This window comes from Tenacibaculum profundi, from assembly GCF_052050075.1.
In the GTDB taxonomy this organism is placed as follows: Bacteria; Bacteroidota; Bacteroidia; order Flavobacteriales; family Flavobacteriaceae; genus Polaribacter.
The window spans coordinates 1,696,256-1,716,670 of the sequence record NZ_CP197225.1 but is presented as its reverse complement, the minus strand read 5'-3'; the positions used below and the strand labels follow the sequence as shown (position 1 = coordinate 1,716,670).

Genomic DNA, 20,415 nt, shown 5'->3' with positions numbered 1-20,415 from the left:
TTTATATATCAGTATTACAAACAATAGTATTCTGAACAATTTTAAGTAATTAGAGCAGTTTAATTTCAATTTAAAACAAGTTATACTTAATACAAGTAGTTAGGTAAAATAAAAACATAAAACATATATTTTTTTGGTAAGTTTGCGATATTAGGAAATTAAAACATTATTTAGATGAATCAGCTTTAACTTCCCCTTAAGGGGAAAATCACTAAAACAGTTTTGCTAAAAAGGAAAAAACATAAAGTTGAATATTACTAAAATAAAAATGAAAGAATTACTTAAAAAATACGAAGAAAAACAACCTGAAATAGTTTTTAATTGGAAAGATCCAGAAACAGAGGCTGAAGGTTGGACTGTTATAAATTCATTAAGAGGCGGAGCTGCTGGAGGTGGAACAAGAATGAGAAAAGGATTGGATAAATATGAGGTGATGTCACTAGCGAAAACGATGGAAGTGAAATTTACTGTTTCAGGTCCTGCAATCGGAGGCGCTAAGTCAGGTATTAATTTTGACCCTCACGATCCAAGAAAAAAAGGAGTTTTAGAACGATGGTATAAAGCAGTAGCGCCTTTACTAAAGAATTATTATGGTACTGGAGGAGATTTAAATGTTGATGAAATACATGAGGTAATTCCTATTACAGAAGATAGTGGAGTTTGGCATCCTCAAGAAGGCGTTTTTAATGGTCATTTTAAACCAACAGAGGCAGATAAGATAAATAGAATAGGTCAGTTGCGTCATGGAGTTATAAAGGTTTTAGAGGATACTAACCTTTCACCTAGTATTGACAGAAAGTATACAGTAGCTGATATGATTACGGGTTATGGTGTAGCTGAAGCGGTCAAGCACTACTATGAAATCTATGGAGGAAGTGTTGTAGGAAAAAGAGCCATTGTCCAAGGTTTTGGAAATGTTGGTTCAGCAGCTGCTTTTTATTTAGCTCAAATGGGAGCAAAAGTGGTTGGTATCATAGATAGAGTTGGAGGGGTTATTAAAGAGGAGGGTTTTTCTTTTGAAGAAATTACGAACCTTTTTTTAAACAAAGACGGCAACACGTTGATTGCTGAAGATATGATTCCTTTTGAGGAAATGAACACTAGAATTTGGAATTTACCTTGTGAGATTTTTGCTCCATGTGCGGCTTCTAGATTAATTAAAAAAGATCAAATTGATCAAATGATTGCCACTGGATTGGAAGTAATATCGTGCGGAGCAAATGTGCCTTTTGCAGACCAAGAGATTTTCTTCGGACCAATAATGGAGGAAACGGATAAAAAAGTTAGCCTAATTCCTGACTTTATCTCAAATTGTGGAATGGCAAGAGTTTTTGCCTATTTTATGGAAAGAAGAGTAGAAATGACTGATGAGGCAATTTTTAATGATACCTCAAACATTATAAAAAAAGCATTACAGAAAACATTTTCTAAAAGTGCTTCAAAGACAAAAATAAGTGAAACAGCTTTTGAAATAGCGCTGAAGGAGCTAGTTTAAAAGCTTTAAATTAAGTAGTATGTTTAAATATTTTTTAGGGAATAGCCCAAAGTGGTTTAAAATGACCATGATTGGCTTTTTAATCTTCAACATTTTTTCCTTTTTTGTTTTAGGAAAGACCGTAACAGCTTGGCTCTTTATTGGAGAGTTTATTTTTACTCTAGCAATGGCATTAAAATGTTACCCTTTACAATCGGGTGGTTTGTTGGCCATTGAAGCCTTGGCTTTGGGATTAACAACACCTAAAAATGCGTATCATGAAGTGGATACTAACTTGGAAGTTGTATTGCTGTTGGTGTTTATGGTTGCTGGAATTTACTTTATGAAGCCACTTTTGATGTACATTTTTAGTAAGGTATTTACTAGAATAAAATCAAAAGTAATTTTATCCGTACTCTTTGTGCTTTTGTCTGCGGTTTTGTCTGCATTTTTAGATGCTTTAACAGTAACAGCAGTTTTAATTAGTGTTGCGGTAGGGTTTTACGGTGTTTATCATAAGATAAATTCAAGCTCTTCTGATCACGATCATGATGGGACGCTAGATAGAGATGAATTAACAGGAGAAACACTGGAGCAATTTAGAAGTTTTTTGAGGAGTTTGATTATGCATGGTGTTGTAGGTACGGCTCTGGGAGGCGTATGTACGCTCGTTGGAGAGCCTCAAAATTTGTTGATAGGAGAAAGAATGGGCTGGGATTTTATTCAGTTTTTCTTAAAAATGGCTCCTATTACAATGCCTGTTCTTGTATTGGGTGTAGCGACTACAGTAGTTTTAGAGCTAACAGGATGGTTTGGTTTTGGGGCAAAGCTTCCTAAAATCGCAGCTGAAATTATTGAAAAGTATACAGAAAAAGAAGATCAACAGAGAACAGACAAGCAAAAATATGGACTTATTGTTCAAGGAGTATCTGCTGTATTATTAATTGCAGGGCTGGCTCTACATATTGCGCCAGTTGGTTTTATAGGGTTAGCGTTAATTATCGTTCAAACGGCATTTATGGGCATTATCGATGAACATCAACTTGGTCATGCTTTTGAAGAAGCGCTGCCGTTTACGGGGCTTTTAGTGGTGTTCTTTGTTATTGTAGCGATGATTCATGATCAGCACTTATTTAGTCCTATAATTCATTGGGCATTGGAACAAGATCCTTCATCGCAACCAGGATTATTCTATTTAGCAAATGGAATACTATCTGCAATTAGCGACAATGTATTTGTGGCAACTGTTTACATTGGAGAGGTACAAGAAGCATTTAAGGCAGGGCAAATATCTAGAGAGCATTTTGAAACTTTAGCTATTGCAATTAACACGGGAACAAACTTACCAAGTGTAGCAACACCTAATGGTCAAGCGGCATTCTTGTTTCTATTAACTTCTTCATTGGCTCCTTTAATAAATTTGTCATATACTAAAATGGTTAAAATGGCACTTCCTTATACAATTGTTTTAGGTGGTGTTGGATATATTATGGTTAAAATAATATTAATCTAAAATATTAAGAAACAAACATTTTATTTCATAATTTTAAATCCTGAATTTGTTTAAATTCAGGATTTTTTTAAACAATTAAAAAACAACTCATTCGTTAGTAATAAAAACTTAAATTCATTTTAATGATAGCATATTTTCAAGACAAAGGAGAAATAATTGAAGAGGGATCACAAGAAAAAACATTATCAATTTATAATCTGATAATGGACGGTGGTATTGGAGGGCAAATAATCATAGCCATATTATTTGTACTTTTAGCTGTAGCGCTATATATTTATTTCGAACGCTTTTTTGCTATTAAAGCAGCCTCTAAAGTTGATAAGAATTTCATGAATCAAATCAAAGATCATGTTATGAATGGAAAACTTGAAAGTGCAAAATCACTTTGCGATAATACAACTACGCCAGCAGCAAGGCTTATAGGAAAAGGAATTTCAAGAATAGGAAAACCTTTAGAGGATATTAACAAAGCTATTGAAAATGCTGGAAAGTTGGAAGTTTATCAATTAGAGAAAAACGTAAGTGTTTTAGCTACAATAGCAGGAGCTGCGCCTATGATCGGCTTTTTAGGGACTGTTATTGGAATGATTGTAGCTATTCATGAAATAGCAAATTCGGGAGGTCAAATAGATATAAAAATGCTTTCAGATGGTCTATATACGGCCATGACGACAACAGTAGCAGGATTAATTGTAGGGATCATCGCTTATATAACGTATAACCACTTAGTTGTTCGTACAGATAAGGTAGTCTATCAAATGGAGGCTAAGTCGGTAGAGTTTTTGGATCTTTTAAATGAGCCTGTTTAGTTATGAATTTAAGAGGAAGAAATAAAGTAGATCCTAGTTTTAATATGTCATCGATGACAGACATTGTTTTTTTGTTGTTGATATTTTTTATGTTAACATCAACGTTGGTTACCGTTAGTGCTATTGATGTTTTGCTGCCAAAAGCAGGAGGTAAAACAGAAAATAGCACCTCTATTGCTGTTACGATTACTAAAAATTCATTTTTTTATCTAGATAAGACGAAAGTAAAACCAGGTAATTTAGAGAGAGCAATACTTCAAAAGGTAGGGCCTAACAAAAAGAAAACTTTGGTAATTCGAGGAGATCAAAATGTAGCATACAAAAATGTAATGAAAGTCATTGATATCGCGAATAGGAATAAATTGAAAATGATTTTAGCGGTTAAAGGAAAATAATTTTATGGCCATACTAGATACTAAACACAAGAAAAAATCTGCAGTAATAACATTAATTATTTTGTTTTTATTTCTTTATGGTGTGTTTAATTTTGGAATGAAGTATTTGGACCCACCAATTGAATATGGCGTAGCTATTAATTTTGGTAATTCGGATGTAGGTAAAGGAGATCCTGTTGAAAAAACAAAGGAAGCATCCGCCCAAGAGCCTGCTGATGATTTTCAAGAAGATGTGGTAGAAGAAGAAGTTCAGGAAGAGGAAGTCGAAGAGGAAGTAATAACGAATGAAACTACTGATGAGGTACCGGTGGTTAAAAAAAGTAAAGAAGAAAAAAAAGAAGTTAAAAAGCCGTCGAAAAAAGATAAACCAAAGTCAAAACCAAAACCATCAAAAGCAACAACAGACGCATTGAATAGTTTATTAAATGGTACTTCAAAAGATGGTTCATCTGGAGGAGAGGGGGATGATGCGAAGGAGGGTACTAAGGGTAATGCAAATGGAGACCCTAATTCATCAAAGTATTACGGAAAAGGAGGTAGTGGCTCGGGAGGTAATTATAATCTGGCAGGTAGGAAAGCATTATCTAAACCTGTAGAAAAACCAAATTGTCAAGAGGAAGGAAAAGTAGTAGTTAGTATTGAGGTTAATAAAAATGGGAAAGTCACCAGAGCTATTCCTGGTGCCCGAGGAACTACAAATTCAGCAGCTTGCCTATTTGATGCAGCCAAAAAAGCAGCATTAAAAACCAAATGGAATTCAGATCCCAATGCGCCTTCTAAGCAAAAAGGAACAATTATTTATCAATTTTCACTTTCACAGTAAGTTAGACAAATATTTTACAGTAAATGACGTACCAAGAAACACTTGATTGGATGTTTGCACAGTTACCTATGTATCAAAAACAAGGTAAAACTGCGTTTAAAAAAGATTTAACCAATACGATAGCTTTAGCCAAGCATCTCGGAAACCCCGAACGAAAATTTAAATCCATCCATGTTGGTGGAACAAATGGTAAGGGTTCAACAAGTCATATGATTGCTTCAATACTTCAAGAAGCTGGTTATAAGGTGGGACTTTATACGTCTCCTCATTTGAAAAATTTTACTGAAAGAATTCGTATTAATGGAGAAGAAATATCAAAAGATTCTGTAAAAGACTTCATTGTAAAAAACAAACCTTTTTTGGAAGGACAAGGACTATCCTTTTTTGAAATGACTGTATGTATGGCCTTTAATGAATTTGCTAATAAAAATGTTGATATAGCTGTAGTTGAGGTGGGGCTGGGTGGAAGGTTAGATTCTACAAATATAATTACTCCTGAAGTGTCAGTAATAACTAATATAGGCTTGGATCATACTCAGTTCTTGGGAGAAACTTTAATAGAAATAGCAGGTGAAAAAGCTGGGATTATTAAAAATTCTGTTCCAGTAGTAATTGGCGAAAGACAAAAAGAAACAACTCTAGTTTTTGAAAGAAAAGCAGAGGAATGTGGTGTAGAATTGGTTTTTGCTTCTGATAGTCATGAGGTTTATTCAACAGATTTGTTAGGAGATTATCAACTTCATAATTCAAGAACAGCTGTGCGGGCTGTAAAGGAATTAAAAGACTATGTTATATCTAAAGAAAGTATAGAAAAAGGACTTTTAAACGTAGTTCGTAACACGAATTTAAAGGGAAGGTGGCAAATACTTCAGGGATTACCTAAAATTATTTGTGATACAGCACATAACAAAGAAGGGTTGTCTTATGTATTGGCGCAACTAAGTAAAGAAAATTATAAGCGACTTCATATACTCTTGGGGGTTGTTTCTGATAAAAAATTGGAAAATGTTTTACCAATGTTTCCCAAAGAAGCCGTCTATTATTTCTGTAGGCCTAACATTCCGAGAGGGCTTTCTGAAGAGAAGCTGAAAGAAAAAGCAAAAAAATATGGATTGAGGGGGGAATCGTATTCTTCAGTTAATGATGGGTATAAGTCTTTGAAAATTAATTTAAAAGAAAATGATTTGGCATATGTGGGAGGAAGTACTTTTGTTGTAGCTGAAATTATATAGAAAAAACTTTATGAAAAGTCTTGTAGATTCTAAAAACTATTATATATTTGCACCCGCAATTAGCAATTAATGTTATTGAAAAGTTAATTATTAGTCGCAAAAAAATATAACTCTATCCTTAAAGAGTATAAAAAATAAGGGCGCGTAGCTCAGTTGGTTCAGAGCACTTGGTTTACACCCAAGGGGTCAGGGGTTCGAATCCCTTCGCGCCCACAAACTCATACTTAGTGAGTATAAATAATTAAGGGCGCGTAGCTCAGTTGGTTCAGAGCACTTGGTTTACACCCAAGGGGTCAGGGGTTCGAATCCCTTCGCGCCCACAGAAATAAAAGCTATCCATATGGATAGCTTTTTTAATTTATAGAGCTATGAAATTCTATGTTTATATTTTATACTCAAGACATCTGGGTAACTATTACATTGGTTCAACTTCTGATGTCGAGAATCGTTTAAAAAAACATTTGTCCAATCATAAAGGATACACGTCTAAAGCTAAAGACTGGATCGTTGTTTACAAAGAAGAATTTCAGACTAAATCGGAAGCGCTTTTTCGAGAGCGTGAAATAAAAAAATGGAAAAGTAGTAAGAAGATTGCGAGTTTGATAAATCAGGGGTACCCCAATTGGTTCAGAACATCCCGATTATCATCGGGAGCGTCAGGGGTTCGAATCCCTTCGCGCCCACAGAAATGAAGGCTATCCATGTGGGTAGCTTTTTTAATTTATAGAGCTATGAAATTCTACGTTTATATTTTATACTCAAGATATTTGGGTAACTATTACATCGGTTCAACTTCTGATGTCGAAAATCGTTTAAAGAAACATTTGTCCAATCATAAAGGATACACGTCTAAAGCTAAAGACTGGATCGTTGTTTACAAAGAAGAATTTCAGACTAAATCGGAAGCGCTTTTTCGAGAACGTAAAATAAAAAATGAAAAAGATTTTTATTTCTGTTTTCATTTATAATGAAGAGCTAATTTAATTTTATTAATACCAATAATATTCATTACTCTTTAAAGAAGAGTCTGTCTGTTAATAATTTCAACATAATTACATTTTAAAAGTAGCGTGTTTCCTTAAAATTACAAAGCTGTTTTTGTAAATTAGTTTATTTAAACATATTGAATGAGTAAACCAATTATAGGTATTGTGGGGCTGGGTTATGTAGGCCTCCCTTTGGCATGTCTTTTCGCTACTAAGTATAAAGTAATAGGGTATGATATTAAAGAAGAAAGAATTAATGAATTAAAAAACGGTGTAGATACTACTTTAGAAGTAGATGGAAAATTATTGTTTGAAGTTGTTGTTGAAGGTTTGAATGGTGAACAAGGTTTATTTTTAACTACTAGTTTTTCTGAGTTAAAGAGGTGTAATTATTATATAGTGGCTGTGCCTACCTGTGTTGATGAAAAGAATCAACCCGTATTGAATTCGTTATTGGAAGCTAGTAAAGTTTTAGGTAAATGTTTGAAAAAAGAAGATATCGTAATATATGAATCTACTGTGTATCCAGGAGCTACAGAGGAAGTTTGCGTTCCTATTTTAGAAAGATCGTCAAATTTAAAATATAATAGAGATTTTTATGTAGGGTATTCTCCAGAGAGAGTTAGTCCTGGAGTGAAGACAAGGACCCTTGAAAATATTTTGAAGATTACATCAGGTTCTACTAAAGAAACTGCATCAAAAATTGACAACTTATATCGATCGGTTCTGAAAAAAGGAACACAGTTAGTATCGTCAATTAAAGTGGCAGAAGCGGCAAAGATTGTGGAAAACTGTCAAAGAGATATTAATATAGCTTTTGTAAACGAAATGGCTAAAATATTTAATTTGATGAATATTGATACTCATGAAGTACTTGAAGCGGCAGAGACGAAATGGAATTTTTTACCATTTAAGCCTGGTTTAGTTGGGGGGTATTGTATTGGCACTGACCCTTATTACTTGACTCAAAAAGCGAAACAATACGGTTATTATCCAGAAGTTATTTTATCAGGAAGAAGGTTAAACGATGGCATGGGGGTATATGTGGCTTCTGAGGTTATTAAGTTGTTGATAGATAAGGGAATTAATATAAAGAAAGCGAATGCTTTAATTCTCGGTTTTACTTTCAAAGAAAACTGCCCTGATGTAAGGAATACGAAGGTTATAGATATTTATAAGAAATTAAGAATGTTTGGTCTTAATACAGATGTTTATGACCCTATAGCAAACAAAGCTTATGTTAAGTCACATTATGAAGTAGATTTAATACAACAACCTATGGATAATAACTACGATGTTATTGTCCTAGCTGTTTCCCATAACAATTTTAGACTACTTGAAATTGAAAAGCTGAAAAGAAAAGGCGGGGTTGTTTATGATGTTAAAAACTTTTTAGCATGTAAAGATAGAACATTGTAGAGTAGGGAGGAATAGAACTATTTTTTATATTTATGATAAATAGTGTTATTTCGAGTGAAGCTGAAAGGGCTTTCTTGAATTTTAATCAGAAATACGAATTCTAGTTCTGTTATGTTTTGATGTGCTTTGTCAATAGTATCAAATTTTAAAAGGCATGGCTTCATGTTTAAAAAATAGAGTTTAAAAATGAAAAATTTTGCATTAGTTGGGGCCGCGGGTTATGTTGCACCAAGGCATATGAAAGCTATTAAAGAAACAGGGAATGATCTACTAGTTGCTTTAGATAAAAATGATAGCGTTGGAGTGCTGGATCGTTATTTTCCAGATACCCTTTTTTTTACGGAAGAAAAATTATTTATAAAATACATAGAGCAATTAAAAAGAGATGAAAATAAAAAAATCGATTATTTTAGTGTTTGTTCCCCCAATCATTTACATGATTACCATGTTTCCATGGCCTTGAGGGCAGGTGCAAACGTCATATGTGAGAAACCATTGACCTTAAATCCATCGAATATAGATATTTTGGAGGCTGTTGAAAAGGAATCAGCAGGAACGATTTATACGATACTACAATTAAGATTGCATCCGAGTATCATTAAATTGAAAAAAAGAATTAATCAAGAAAATAAAAGGCAAAAGTACAACGTTGATCTTACCTATATAACCGCTCGCGGAAATTGGTATCAAAATTCATGGAAAGGGAGTCAAACCAAATCAGGAGGGATTGCCATTAATATAGGGATTCATTTTTTTGATATGCTGTTATGGTTGTTTGGAGAATTGAAAGATAGTTACCTTCATGTAAAAGAAAAAAATAAAATGGCAGGATATTTGGAGTTAGAAAGGGCAAGGGTTCGTTGGTTTTTATCCATTGATAAGAAGACACTGCCAGATGTTATTTTAAAAAAAGGGATGCCAGTTTATAGAAGTATGATAGTTGATAAACAGGAAATTAGTTTTACAAATGGTTTTACGGATTTGCATACGGAAAGCTACGGTAAAGTATTGGCTAAAAAAGGCTTTAAAATGCAAGAAGCAAGGCCATCTATAGAACTAGCTTCGCTAATAAGGAATTCTGTTAAGGTAAATTTAGGAGAAAAACATTTTTTTTTAGCATAGAAAATATATCTTTGCCCAGTTAAAAGCAAATGAAAAAACCTACTAAATAGTTTTGATTTTATTCAAATCAGTAAAAAAATAAAAATATGCAGATGAAAATAGGCATAACATTCAGTGCATTTGATTTATTGCATGCAGGACATATTAAAATGTTAGAAGAGGCGAAGCGTCATTGCGATTATTTAATATGTGGGTTACAAACAGATCCTACAATAGACAGACCAGACAAAAATAGACCGGTTCAATCAGTCGTAGAACGATACATTCAATTGAAAGGATGTAAATATGTGGACGAAATAGTACCTTATGCAACAGAGCAAGATTTAGAGGATATATTGAAGTCGTTTCATATTGATGTGCGAATTATTGGTGAAGAGTATGCAAATAAGAAATTTACAGGAAGAGATTACTGCGAGAAAAAAGGAATTAAATTATATTTCAACAAAAGAGAGCATCGTTTTTCTAGTAGCGGTTTGCGAAAAGAAGTACATGATAAAGAAAATTTAAAAGAAAAGAAATAGAAGACTCTAGTTGTGTTGGCATTTGAGAAACTAATAAGATCTCACCTTGCTTAGTTAACATCTAAAGGAAATGACATTTCATCAAAAAAAATGAATATAGCTGTAATTGGTGCGGGTTATGTTGGGTTGGTTTCAGGAACATGTTTTTCTGAAATGGGGAATAAAGTCACTTGTGTCGATATTGATAAGAGCAAGATCAATAGTATACATCAAGGGGTAATCCCAATTTATGAACCAGGTTTAGAGAAAATGGTTGTAAAGAATATTGATAAAAAAAATCTTTTTTTTACAACTAACATAAGCGAAGCTATTGAAGATGCTGAAGTAGTTTTTATAGCGGTTGGAACTCCCATGGGGGAAGATGGTTCTGCTGATTTACAATATGTTTTAGCGGTTGCTAAAGAAATTGGAATGAAAATGAATCAAGAATTGGTAATAGTAGATAAGTCTACAGTTCCAGTTGGCACTGCAGATAAAGTAAAGGCTTGTATTCAAAATGAACTTGATAAGAGGAATCTAAATCTCAATTTTCATGTGGTTTCGAATCCTGAATTTCTCAAAGAAGGAGACGCGATAAATGATTTCATGAAACCGGACAGAGTGGTTATTGGAGCGGATACGGATTTTTCCATCAAGAAAATGAAACAACTGTATAGTCCATTTTTCCGAACTCATGATCGTTTTATAACTATGGATGTGCGTTCTGCAGAGATGACGAAGTATGCGGCTAATGCTATGTTGGCTACAAAAATCTCATTTATGAATGAGATAGCCAATATTTGTGAGAGAGTAGGGGCTGATGTCAATAATGTGAGACTGGGAATAGGTTCTGATAGTCGAATTGGTTACAGTTTTATTTACCCAGGAATTGGTTATGGAGGGTCTTGTTTTCCTAAAGACGTTAAGGCTTTGAAGAGGATCGGTGAGGAGTATGGTTATGAGGCGCAGTTGATACAGTCTGTTGAAGATGTTAATAATAGGCAAAAGTTTGTAATAGCGGAAAAAGTTATTAAGAAATTTGGAGAAGATTTATCTGGAAAGACTTTTGCAATTTGGGGTCTATCTTTTAAGCCAGGAACTGATGATATGCGAGAAGCTCCATCTATTTACGTGATTAATGAGTTGGTAAAAAGAGGAGCTAGAATTAAAGCATATGACCCAAAAGCAATAAACGAGGCAAGGCATTTTTATCTAAAAGATATGGAAAGAGTTGAGTATTTTGAAAGCAAGTATGAGGTTTTAGATGGTGTTGATGCCTTAATTTTACTTACTGAGTGGAAGGAGTTTAGATCACCTGATTTTGAAGAAATAAAAAAGCAGTTGAAGTGTCCTGTAATTTTTGATGGAAGAAATCAATATATAGCATACGATCTAGAAGAGAAAGGAATAGAGTATTTTAGGATAGGAAAATGAAAAAAAAGAATTTAATAGTTTTTGGTACGCGTCCAGAGGCCATCAAAATGGCTCCTTTAGTTAAGGAATTTCAAATTTATCAAGACATTTTTGAAACAAAAGTTTGCATTACTGCACAACATAGAGAAATGTTAGATCAGGTATTAGATTTCTTTGAGATTACACCTGATTATGATCTGAATTTGATGAAGCCAAATCAGAATTTATATAGTTTAACTGCGGATATTATAACAGGATTAAAAACAATTTTAGAGGAATTTAAGCCAGATTATGTTTATGTTCATGGTGATACAACAACAACTATGGCCTCAAGTATTGCAGCATTTTATTCTGGAGCAAAAGTATGTCATGTTGAAGCAGGTCTTCGAACTTTTAACAAAAGATCACCATTTCCAGAAGAAGTAAATAGAAGTGTAGCAGGAAGTATATGTGATTACCATTTTTCACCAACGATTACCTCTAAAAGTAATTTATTAAGAGAGAATATCTCTGAAGAATCAATATTAGTTACGGGTAACACAGTTATTGATGCATTACATTTTAGTTCGGAAAAAGTAACTTCAAAGAATTATTCTGATGAAGAGGTTGTAATGCTTAAAAATATTGTAAGCACTTCAAAAAGACTAGTTTTAGTTACTGGACACAGAAGAGAAAATCATGGGCAAGGCTTTATAAACATCTGTCAAGCATTAAAAGAAATTGCAATTACGAATGAAGATGTTGAAGTTATTTATCCAGTGCATTTAAACCCCAATGTACAGAAGCCAGTTTATGAATTGTTAAATGATATTGATAATGTAAAACTAATAAACCCATTATCTTATCCGGCATTTGTTTGGTTAATGAATCAATCATACTTAATTATTACTGATAGTGGTGGGGTTCAAGAAGAAGCTCCTAGTTTGGGGAAACCAGTTTTAGTAATGAGAGATACTACAGAGAGACCTGAAGCAGTCGATGCAGGCACTGTGTTATTAGTAGGAACTGATAAGAATAAAATTGTAAAAGAAACTCAAAAGTTATTGGATAAAGAAGAGAATTATTTGTTAATGAGTAAACTTCATAACCCTTATGGAAATGGTAAAGCATGTGGACAAATAGTTAACTTTATTAAAGCATTATAAAAATGAATAAACCAGAAGTTGTAATGATTGGTCTAGGGTATATTGGATTACCTACAGCGGCATTAATAGCGCAAAATAAAGTTACTGTCCATGGTGTTGACATTAATCCAAAAGTTGTGGAAACCATTAATAGGGGTGAAATTCACATTGTGGAACCAGAATTAGAACAAGCAGTTGAGAAAGCTGTAGAAGACGGATATTTGAAAGCATCAACTATTGCTGTGGAAGCGAATAACTATTTGATTGTTGTTCCAACTCCCTTTAAGGGGAAAAATGAACCAGATATTTCTTTTGTTGAAGCAGCAACACGTGGTATTATTCCATTATTAAAAGAAGAGGATTTATACATTATTGAATCTACTTCACCTGTAGGGACTACTGAGAAGATGAGGGACTTAATCTATCAGGAGAGACCTGAGTTAAAAGATAAATTATACATTGCGTATTGTCCTGAAAGAGTTCTTCCTGGTAATGTCATGTATGAATTAGTTTATAATGATAGAGTTATAGGTGGGATTGATGAAGTTTCAACAGAAAAAGCAATAGAATTTTATAGTAAATATGTAAAAGGTGAATTGCATAGAACCAATGCTCGTACGGCTGAAATGTGTAAATTAGTTGAAAATTCCTCAAGAGATGTTCAAATTGCCTTCGCAAATGAGTTATCGTTAATTTGTGATAAGGCTGATATTAATGTTTGGGAGTTAATTAATTTAGCAAACAAACATCCAAGGGTTAATATTTTACAACCTGGCTGTGGGGTAGGAGGTCATTGTATAGCGGTGGATCCATATTTCATTGTTTCTGAATATCCTATGGAATCTAAAATTATTGGAACAGCTAGAGAGGTTAATAACTACAAGTCTTTTTGGTGTGCAGAGAAAATTCAAAATGCGAAATTACAGTTTGAATTAGAACATGGGCGAAAGCCAAAAGTTGCTTTAATGGGATTGGCATTTAAACCAAATATTGACGATTTACGGGAGTCACCAGCAAAATATATTGTGAATAAAGTGTTACAGAACGACAGTAATGGAGAGTATTTCATTGTAGAACCTAATATAAAAGAACATAAGGTGTTTAAGTTAACTTCTTATATAAAAGCATTTAATCAGGCTGATATAATTGCTTTTTTAGTTGCTCATAATGAATTCAAGAATTTAGAAATTTCTATGAACAAGGTAGTTTTAGATTTTTGTGGTATTGTTTCAAAACATATAAATTATATTTAATTTGAAACTTAGTTTTAGATCCTTAGAAGATGGAGTAATAAAAAATATTGGATGGTCTGCTTTGGGTATGGTCTTTTCACGCATTTTTGCATTTGTACTTACTATTCTTGCCACAAGAATACTAGGAGCTACATTATTTTCAGAATTTTCCTACCACAGAAACTTATTAGGGTTAATGATGGTGTTATCTGGTTCATCAATTTCGATAGCTGCTCTACGATATAGTTCAAATAGATTTAAGAAACGTAAAGATTTCGTAAAGATTTATAGTAATCTTAGTTTTATATGTTTAGTGTTTCTTACTTTAACATCTTTATTAGTTTATTTTTTTTCTACAGCGATATCCAATTTTATTACATCAGATGCTAACTTAACTCGTTCGATAAAGTTGTTGATTTTTCCATTGGTCTTTAGTCTATTATATACCTTTAAATCGGGTTTTTATTCTGGTCTAGAATATTATAAGCAAATATCTAAGACTACAATAATTAGTGCTTTGATTTCATTCCCAATACAATGGAGTTTATTTGTTTATTTAGGTGTAGATGGAGGGATCATCGGTTTGGGTATATACTACATGTTGAATTACCTTTTTTTAGAGATTTATTTTGGAATTAAAAAAATAAAAGTTTCATTCGACTTTGAATCAATAGATTTAAAATATGTTAAAATAATTCTTAAATACATCTTACCTCTTTTAGTGTCACAATTAATATTCTTACCAGTTAAAATTTATCTTGAAAGTGAGTCAATTAGAAATGTTGGATTTAAGGAATTAGGTTTGTATCAATTTATGATATCTTTGCAAGTATATGTTGTATTCTTAATTTCTATGGTTAGTAACCCCGTTATTTCATATCTTAATATGAAAGGTTTGGGAGATAGAGAAGAAAAGTTAAACAATAATTTCACTTTGTTTTTTTCAGTAATTACCTGTGCTGTTTTGTTAGTATGTGAAAATTTTGTTTTTAATTATTTAGGAGATGATTACTGTAATATTTATAAGGCTAGTTATATTTATAAAAGTTCAGTCATTATTATTTTAATAATGTCATATAAAACAAGTTTTTTTAGAATTATAGCATTAAAAGCAAAAACTTTAATAAGTCTGTTTAGTAATTTAATTTGGATGGTTATAGTTTTGGTTTCATATTTCTTTATTTTTAATAATCAAGGGATTGTTATTAAATTGGTTTCTTCTTTTCTTTTAGGTTTTTTAATTAATCTAATATACTTAATTACTTATTCAATAATTTCGGGCCTAATAAAATTTAATTCTATAATTAATTTACATTCTGTTTTATTAATTTTTATAGTATTACTAATACTTTATATAAACTAAAAAGTATGAAAAAAATCAATTTAAATATTCTAATCACTGGCGGTTACGGGTCTAACTTAGGCGATGACGCTATGTTATTAGCGTTATTACTTTTTCTAAAAGAAAATCAGAAAGATAAAACCATTGGTGTTCTATGCTACAATAAAAAATACATACCTAAAATCTGTAAAGATATATTTAAAGATGTAAGATATATTGATCGATCAGATTCATATGAAATAAGTTGTGATACTTTGATTTATGGAGGAGGAAATCAGCATTTTAGCATTGGTTCTTCAGGTAAGAATGATAATAATTTTAGAAATCTTCGAAGAAGAGTCAAATTTTTAATCAAAAATAAGTCTCAGTTATTCTTTTCACTTTTGAAAAAGATTAATAAGAATGAGTTAATTTATAGAAAAAAGGTTTTCTTAGGTATAGGATTGGGCCCGTTTGAAAAAACTCCTAATTTAGATTATTTAGATAATAGTTTAGTAATTTTAAGAGATAAATTTAGTTTTAATTATTACAAAAATTCAATCTTAGGAGCTGATTTATGTTTTAATCAATATTTTTTAAACGACATAAAAAAACACATTGCTCAGAATCGAGATGAAGAAAAAAAACATCCTAAAAAAAGAATATGTGTTGTATTAAGAGATTGGTATCATAATAATAAGGTTAATGATGATGTGATCAACATGATTAATGATTTTATCATTAAACTAAATTCATATAAAGATGAGTTTGAAATTAATGTTATCAGTTTTTGTGATGTATTAGATTTTGAATTCAAAAGTCAACTAAATTATTATGATAATTTCTTTGAATATAACTCTAGGAGTTCGAATATTTATAATGTAATTTCATTAATTGACCAAAATGATATTATTATTACTAGTAGATATCACGGAATGGTATTTGGTTCAATATTGAATATTCCTACCATTGGGATAAATATTGATCAAAAATTGAAAAATTTTGAAAATGAAGAGAAGGTTGATGCAATTACTACTGTCGATATATCAAACGATTCAACAGAATTACTATCAAAAGTCACAATCCTTTTAAGTCTAAATATTAAAGAGCTTGAACAACAATTTGAAATAAGAAATGGAAAAATGATAGAAAGGAATTCAAAAATGATGAAGCAATTGAATAAGTTTTTTTAATTTGATAAGTAAATGTTTTTTATAATTTTAATTATACTATTACTTTTATATTTTTTTACAGGAGGGACTGCATTAGGAGTATCTTTAATTATGATTGCCTTTATGTCTTTTCTAGGAATTTTTACAAAATATAGTTTTCAAAGAAAGTTAAATTTACTTTTTATAATTTTGATAGGAGGATGTTATCTACTAACTTATAATTACAATTATAATAGCATAATGTCACCCCATGGAGATGATAGTTTATTTATCGATTTAGCATTAAATAATCCTTCATTCAAAGAATTTTATTCCTTTTTAATTCATAAAATATTTAATTTTTTGGATTTATTCTCTTTAAATTTAAAGGATAAAGTATTTCTTTTATATTTCTTTACTTGGGTTTTGTACGAAAAATTTATTGAAAAATCGTTTAAGGTTTTCAAGAAAGTATTCTCTAATAGAAAAATAAAATTTAAAATTTATTCAACAATTTTAATTTTTAATGTAATTATTCAAACAAGTTTTATCCATTTATATAGAGATTTAACGCTTTATTTTCTTTTAATATTAGGTTTACAATTTTTATTGAATAGAAGATTTGTGTTTTTTATAATATGTGTTTGTTTAAGCTTTTTAATAAGAGGGGCTAATACCTTTTTATTTTTACTAACTATAATCATATTTACTAATAGAAATATAATTTTTGGTACAAAGACAATTTATCATAAATATATTAGAAGTATTTTATTGATTTCTCTAATACCTTTGTTTTCGTTTTTGTTTATATTTATTAGTCCTTATTTAAGTAGATTTTCTAATGCATCAGCTAAAGGGATTACTCTCATCGAAATGGTGAATCAAAGGAGAGATATTATGTTAAGTAATGATGTTGAAAATCAGGTTACTTATAAGGTTATTAAAAGTAATTTTTTAGTTCAAATTACATTTTTACCAATAGTTACATTATTATCTCCTTTAAAATATCAAAAGTTTAATCAAGTAAATAAAAGAGTGAGTTTTAAATATGAAATACTATATTTAAATAATTATAAAGCTTATGGGGAGTTTATTTTATCAATAATTAGTTTAGTGTTTTTAATAATTTATTTTCCAAGATTTATTCTTAATATCAAAGAGTATATAAATTCAGACATTGACTTTTGGAGTATTTTTGTGATATTATTTTTATACTTATATTCGATTTCTTTTGTAAGCCTTGTACCAAGGCATAAAACTATGTTCTTAATTTTATATTCACTTATTTGTTCTTTTGAGTTTCATAAAAATAGAAAAATACTTTTAAAAAGAAATAATACAATAAGTATCACAATGTTTGTTTTAGTAATTTTATATAATATATGGTAAAAAAGAAAGTGTTCATAGTTACAACACATTCCACATTTGAAAGTGGAGGTGTCGGAACTCATTTGTCTGTTATGAATTATGAATTTACGAAAAGTAAATTCGATTTTAATTTAATTTTAGGTTTTAACAAAACTGAAAAAATATTTTATAAGATAATAGATTTTGTTTTAAAGAAGACGCCTTTTTCGCCTCTGGTATTAATTTTTAGGGCATATTTATTATACTCTAAATTGAAAGCTGAAATTAAAAAGCAAGATATTAAAAGCCTAAAAATAATTTCTCATGACAAATTTTCATCTTTAGCAGGAATATTGGTGAAGTTTTCCTTATTAAAGGAAACAGAAGTTTATCAAGTTTTACATGCACCTTTTAGTGAACAATTTTTGATTACTAATAAAAATAACAAAGATTTATTTGGTTTTTCAAAATTCCTTGATGTATCTATATCAAAACTAGTAGATGGTGTTATAGGAGTTGACGACTTACAATTAAATATAGAGCAAGGTATGTATGATTTAAAAAATGATTTTAAAGGTGTTGTAGTTAGTAATGCAGTTAATATCTTACAATTAGATAATGTTGTTAATAAAAGAAAAAATCATAATGAAGATTTTATAATTATAGCAAGACACTTGCATAAAAAAAATGGTGTTGAGTATGGGATTGAAGGCTTCTTGAATTATTACAATAATTCAAAGAATAATAAATTCAAAAAAATTATTGTGATCGGTGATGGTCCATTAAGAGAGGATCTTGAAAAGAAATTTAAAATAGAAATAGAAAAAGGAATCGTAATTTTAAAAGGTAGGGTAGACAATAAAGAAGCTTTAGAATTAATAAATAATGCTTCTTTGAGTATTATTCCTTCAATTCCTGTTGGTAATTATATAGAAGCAACATCATTAACAATGTTAGAGTCTATGTATATTGGTACTCCTGTTATAGCTAGTAATATTGGAGGTTTAGCAGATACTATTGTGAATAATGAAGATGGAATTCTAGTTGAGCCAAGAGAACCGATTCAAATAGCTGATTCAATTTTAGAATTAGAAAAGAATGAAGAAAAATATCAGAAAATTATATCTAATTCTAGACAGAAGGTTATAGAAAATTATTCATCTGGAGTTTGGTTCGACAAAATAATTAAATTTATCAATTAGTGAAGGTTTTAATCAATTTAATGCCAATTAAAAGTGGGGGAGGACAACAAGTTGCTTCAAATTTTGTAATTCAGCTTTTAAAAAAAAAAGATGTTTTAGCTTTTTTCCTAGTTACAAAAGACACGTATATTCATAAGGTTTTACAGAATAAACAATATGAAAATATGTATGCTGTAAAAAAAGGATTATTAAAACGATTAAGTTTTCAATTGTTTAAACTAGGAAGAATTATTAAAAAGAATAATATTAATATCATTTATACGATGTTTGGTCCAGGATTGAATTATAGGGGAGTAAAATCAGTTACTGGTTGTGCATATTCAAATCTCTTTTTTCCTGAAATTAAATTTTGGCAAGGCTATTCAGGTTTTGAACTATTAAAACTCAAATTAATTGATAAGTATCGTTTAACATCGACATTAAAATCAGATTATATAGTCTTTGAAAATGAGTCTATGCTTAGGAGAGCGGTAAACTTATTTAACTATCCTATGGAACGAACTAAATTGATATTACCTTCAATATCTGCTTATCCAAGTATAGAGATTAGCGAAATTTTTGAGGAAAAATTAAAAAAGATTGATAGTTCTAAGTTTAATTTTTTAATGTTAACTGGATGGCATAAAAATAAGAATATTGAAATTGTTCCTTATGTTTTAAGTGAATTATCAAAGTTGGAGTGTAAAGATATTGATTTTATAATAACAGTTCCAGAGGATCATCCTGAATCTTTGAAGTTAAAAGAAGTAGCAAAAAAGTTTTCTGTTAAAGAGAAAATTAAATTTATAGGATCTGTTAAACCTGAAGAGGTTCCACTATTATTTAAAGAAATAAATGCAGTAGCACTTTTCAGTTTATTAGAAAGCTTTAGTAATAACATCATAGAATCTTGGTGTCTTAAGAAACCTCTATTTATATCAGATGAAGAATGGTCAAGGGCGATTTGTGGGGATGCGGCAATTTATGTTGACCGAATAAATGCTGTTAAAATAGCTGAAAAAATAATTAGTTATAGAAAAGATCCAAATTTACAAAAAGCGATAAAAGAGAATGCGAAAAAAGTTTTGAAGTTGTACCCAAATCCTGAAGAAAAGGTTGATTTACAGTTAGATTTTTTAAAAGAAGTAGAATGAAAAAGAGTATTAAAAACTTTCTAGTTTGTACTTATGAATTAATTTCTTCGATAGTATTCGCTTTACCAAGGCATCGTGTTTTTACTTTTGTTAAGAGTAATTATATGAGAATTCAAGGGGCTGAAATAGGGAAAGGAATTACTTATTATCCTGGCATTAAAATTAATCCATGCATTAACCTTAAATTGGGGAATAATGTAGATTTGGCCTGGGGAGTTC

18 protein-coding genes and 2 tRNA genes are annotated in these 20,415 nt (G+C 30.7%); all 20 read left to right on the top strand.

Annotation, left to right across the window (positions count from 1 at the left end):
• Positions 1–268: 268 nt before the first annotated feature.
• Positions 269–1,495 (top strand): Glu/Leu/Phe/Val dehydrogenase dimerization domain-containing protein, encoded by a 1,227-nt coding sequence (locus ACSIGE_RS07020; RefSeq protein ID WP_440882054.1) that lies wholly within the window; start codon positions 269–271, stop codon positions 1,493–1,495.
• Positions 1,496–1,514: 19 nt separating this feature from the next.
• Positions 1,515–2,987 carry a sodium/proton antiporter NhaB gene (gene nhaB / locus ACSIGE_RS07015; protein WP_440882053.1) on the top strand — a complete coding sequence of 491 codons (1,473 nt, stop codon included), beginning with the start codon at positions 1,515–1,517 and terminating at the stop codon, positions 2,985–2,987.
• Between the two features lie 122 nt (positions 2,988–3,109).
• The gene (locus tag ACSIGE_RS07010) at positions 3,110–3,796 is read left to right on the top strand and encodes a MotA/TolQ/ExbB proton channel family protein (RefSeq protein ID WP_440882052.1); all 687 of its coding nucleotides are present in this window, start codon (positions 3,110–3,112) and stop codon (positions 3,794–3,796) included.
• A 2-nt stretch (positions 3,797–3,798) separates the two neighbouring features.
• Complete coding sequence (locus tag ACSIGE_RS07005; RefSeq protein WP_440882051.1) at positions 3,799–4,191, top strand: ExbD/TolR family protein; 393 nt, start codon at positions 3,799–3,801, stop codon at positions 4,189–4,191.
• Positions 4,192–4,195: 4 nt separating this feature from the next.
• Positions 4,196–5,014 carry an energy transducer TonB gene (locus ACSIGE_RS07000; RefSeq protein WP_440882050.1) on the top strand — a complete coding sequence of 273 codons (819 nt, stop codon included), beginning with the start codon at positions 4,196–4,198 and terminating at the stop codon, positions 5,012–5,014.
• A gap of 23 nt (positions 5,015–5,037) precedes the next feature.
• On the top strand, positions 5,038–6,246 hold the full coding sequence (locus ACSIGE_RS06995; RefSeq protein WP_440882049.1) for a bifunctional folylpolyglutamate synthase/dihydrofolate synthase: 1,209 nt from the start codon (positions 5,038–5,040) through the stop codon (positions 6,244–6,246).
• A 138-nt stretch (positions 6,247–6,384) separates the two neighbouring features.
• Positions 6,385–6,459: transfer RNA gene (locus ACSIGE_RS06990), tRNA-Val, on the top strand.
• A 32-nt stretch (positions 6,460–6,491) separates the two neighbouring features.
• Positions 6,492–6,566, top strand: a tRNA-Val gene (locus ACSIGE_RS06985).
• 48 nt (positions 6,567–6,614) lie between these two features.
• Positions 6,615–6,938, top strand: a complete 324-nt coding sequence (locus tag ACSIGE_RS06980; protein ID WP_440882048.1) for a GIY-YIG nuclease family protein — start codon at positions 6,615–6,617, stop codon at positions 6,936–6,938.
• Positions 6,939–6,977: 39 nt separating this feature from the next.
• A complete protein-coding gene (locus tag ACSIGE_RS06975; protein ID WP_440882047.1) occupies positions 6,978–7,214 on the top strand; it encodes a GIY-YIG nuclease family protein in 237 nt (78 codons plus the stop codon).
• Between the two features lie 159 nt (positions 7,215–7,373).
• A complete protein-coding gene (locus ACSIGE_RS06970) occupies positions 7,374–8,651 on the top strand; it encodes a nucleotide sugar dehydrogenase (protein ID WP_440882046.1) in 1,278 nt (425 codons plus the stop codon).
• Positions 8,652–8,837: 186 nt separating this feature from the next.
• Positions 8,838–9,773 (top strand): Gfo/Idh/MocA family protein, encoded by a 936-nt coding sequence (locus ACSIGE_RS06965; RefSeq protein ID WP_440882045.1) that lies wholly within the window; start codon positions 8,838–8,840, stop codon positions 9,771–9,773.
• A 92-nt stretch (positions 9,774–9,865) separates the two neighbouring features.
• Positions 9,866–10,294: an adenylyltransferase/cytidyltransferase family protein gene (locus ACSIGE_RS06960; protein WP_440882044.1), complete on the top strand. Its 429-nt coding sequence runs from the start codon at positions 9,866–9,868 to the stop codon at positions 10,292–10,294.
• Between the two features lie 90 nt (positions 10,295–10,384).
• Positions 10,385–11,707, top strand: a complete 1,323-nt coding sequence (locus ACSIGE_RS06955; protein ID WP_440882043.1) for a UDP-glucose dehydrogenase family protein — start codon at positions 10,385–10,387, stop codon at positions 11,705–11,707.
• On the top strand, positions 11,704–12,831 hold the full coding sequence (wecB, locus tag ACSIGE_RS06950) for a non-hydrolyzing UDP-N-acetylglucosamine 2-epimerase (RefSeq protein WP_440882042.1): 1,128 nt from the start codon (positions 11,704–11,706) through the stop codon (positions 12,829–12,831). Before ACSIGE_RS06955 ends, wecB begins: the two co-directional genes overlap by 4 nt.
• Before the next feature lie 2 nt (positions 12,832–12,833).
• Positions 12,834–14,063: a UDP-N-acetyl-D-mannosamine dehydrogenase gene (wecC, locus tag ACSIGE_RS06945; RefSeq protein ID WP_440882041.1), complete on the top strand. Its 1,230-nt coding sequence runs from the start codon at positions 12,834–12,836 to the stop codon at positions 14,061–14,063.
• 1 nt (position 14,064) lies between these two features.
• Positions 14,065–15,405: an oligosaccharide flippase family protein gene (locus ACSIGE_RS06940; RefSeq protein ID WP_440882040.1), complete on the top strand. Its 1,341-nt coding sequence runs from the start codon at positions 14,065–14,067 to the stop codon at positions 15,403–15,405.
• Between the two features lie 5 nt (positions 15,406–15,410).
• A complete protein-coding gene (locus tag ACSIGE_RS06935) occupies positions 15,411–16,556 on the top strand; it encodes a polysaccharide pyruvyl transferase family protein (protein WP_440882039.1) in 1,146 nt (381 codons plus the stop codon).
• Between the two features lie 1,340 nt (positions 16,557–17,896).
• Positions 17,897–19,063 carry a glycosyltransferase family 4 protein gene (locus ACSIGE_RS06930; RefSeq protein ID WP_440882038.1) on the top strand — a complete coding sequence of 389 codons (1,167 nt, stop codon included), beginning with the start codon at positions 17,897–17,899 and terminating at the stop codon, positions 19,061–19,063.
• A 20-nt stretch (positions 19,064–19,083) separates the two neighbouring features.
• Positions 19,084–20,196 carry a glycosyltransferase gene (locus ACSIGE_RS06925; protein ID WP_440882037.1) on the top strand — a complete coding sequence of 371 codons (1,113 nt, stop codon included), beginning with the start codon at positions 19,084–19,086 and terminating at the stop codon, positions 20,194–20,196.
• Positions 20,197–20,415: the final 219 nt, after the last annotated feature.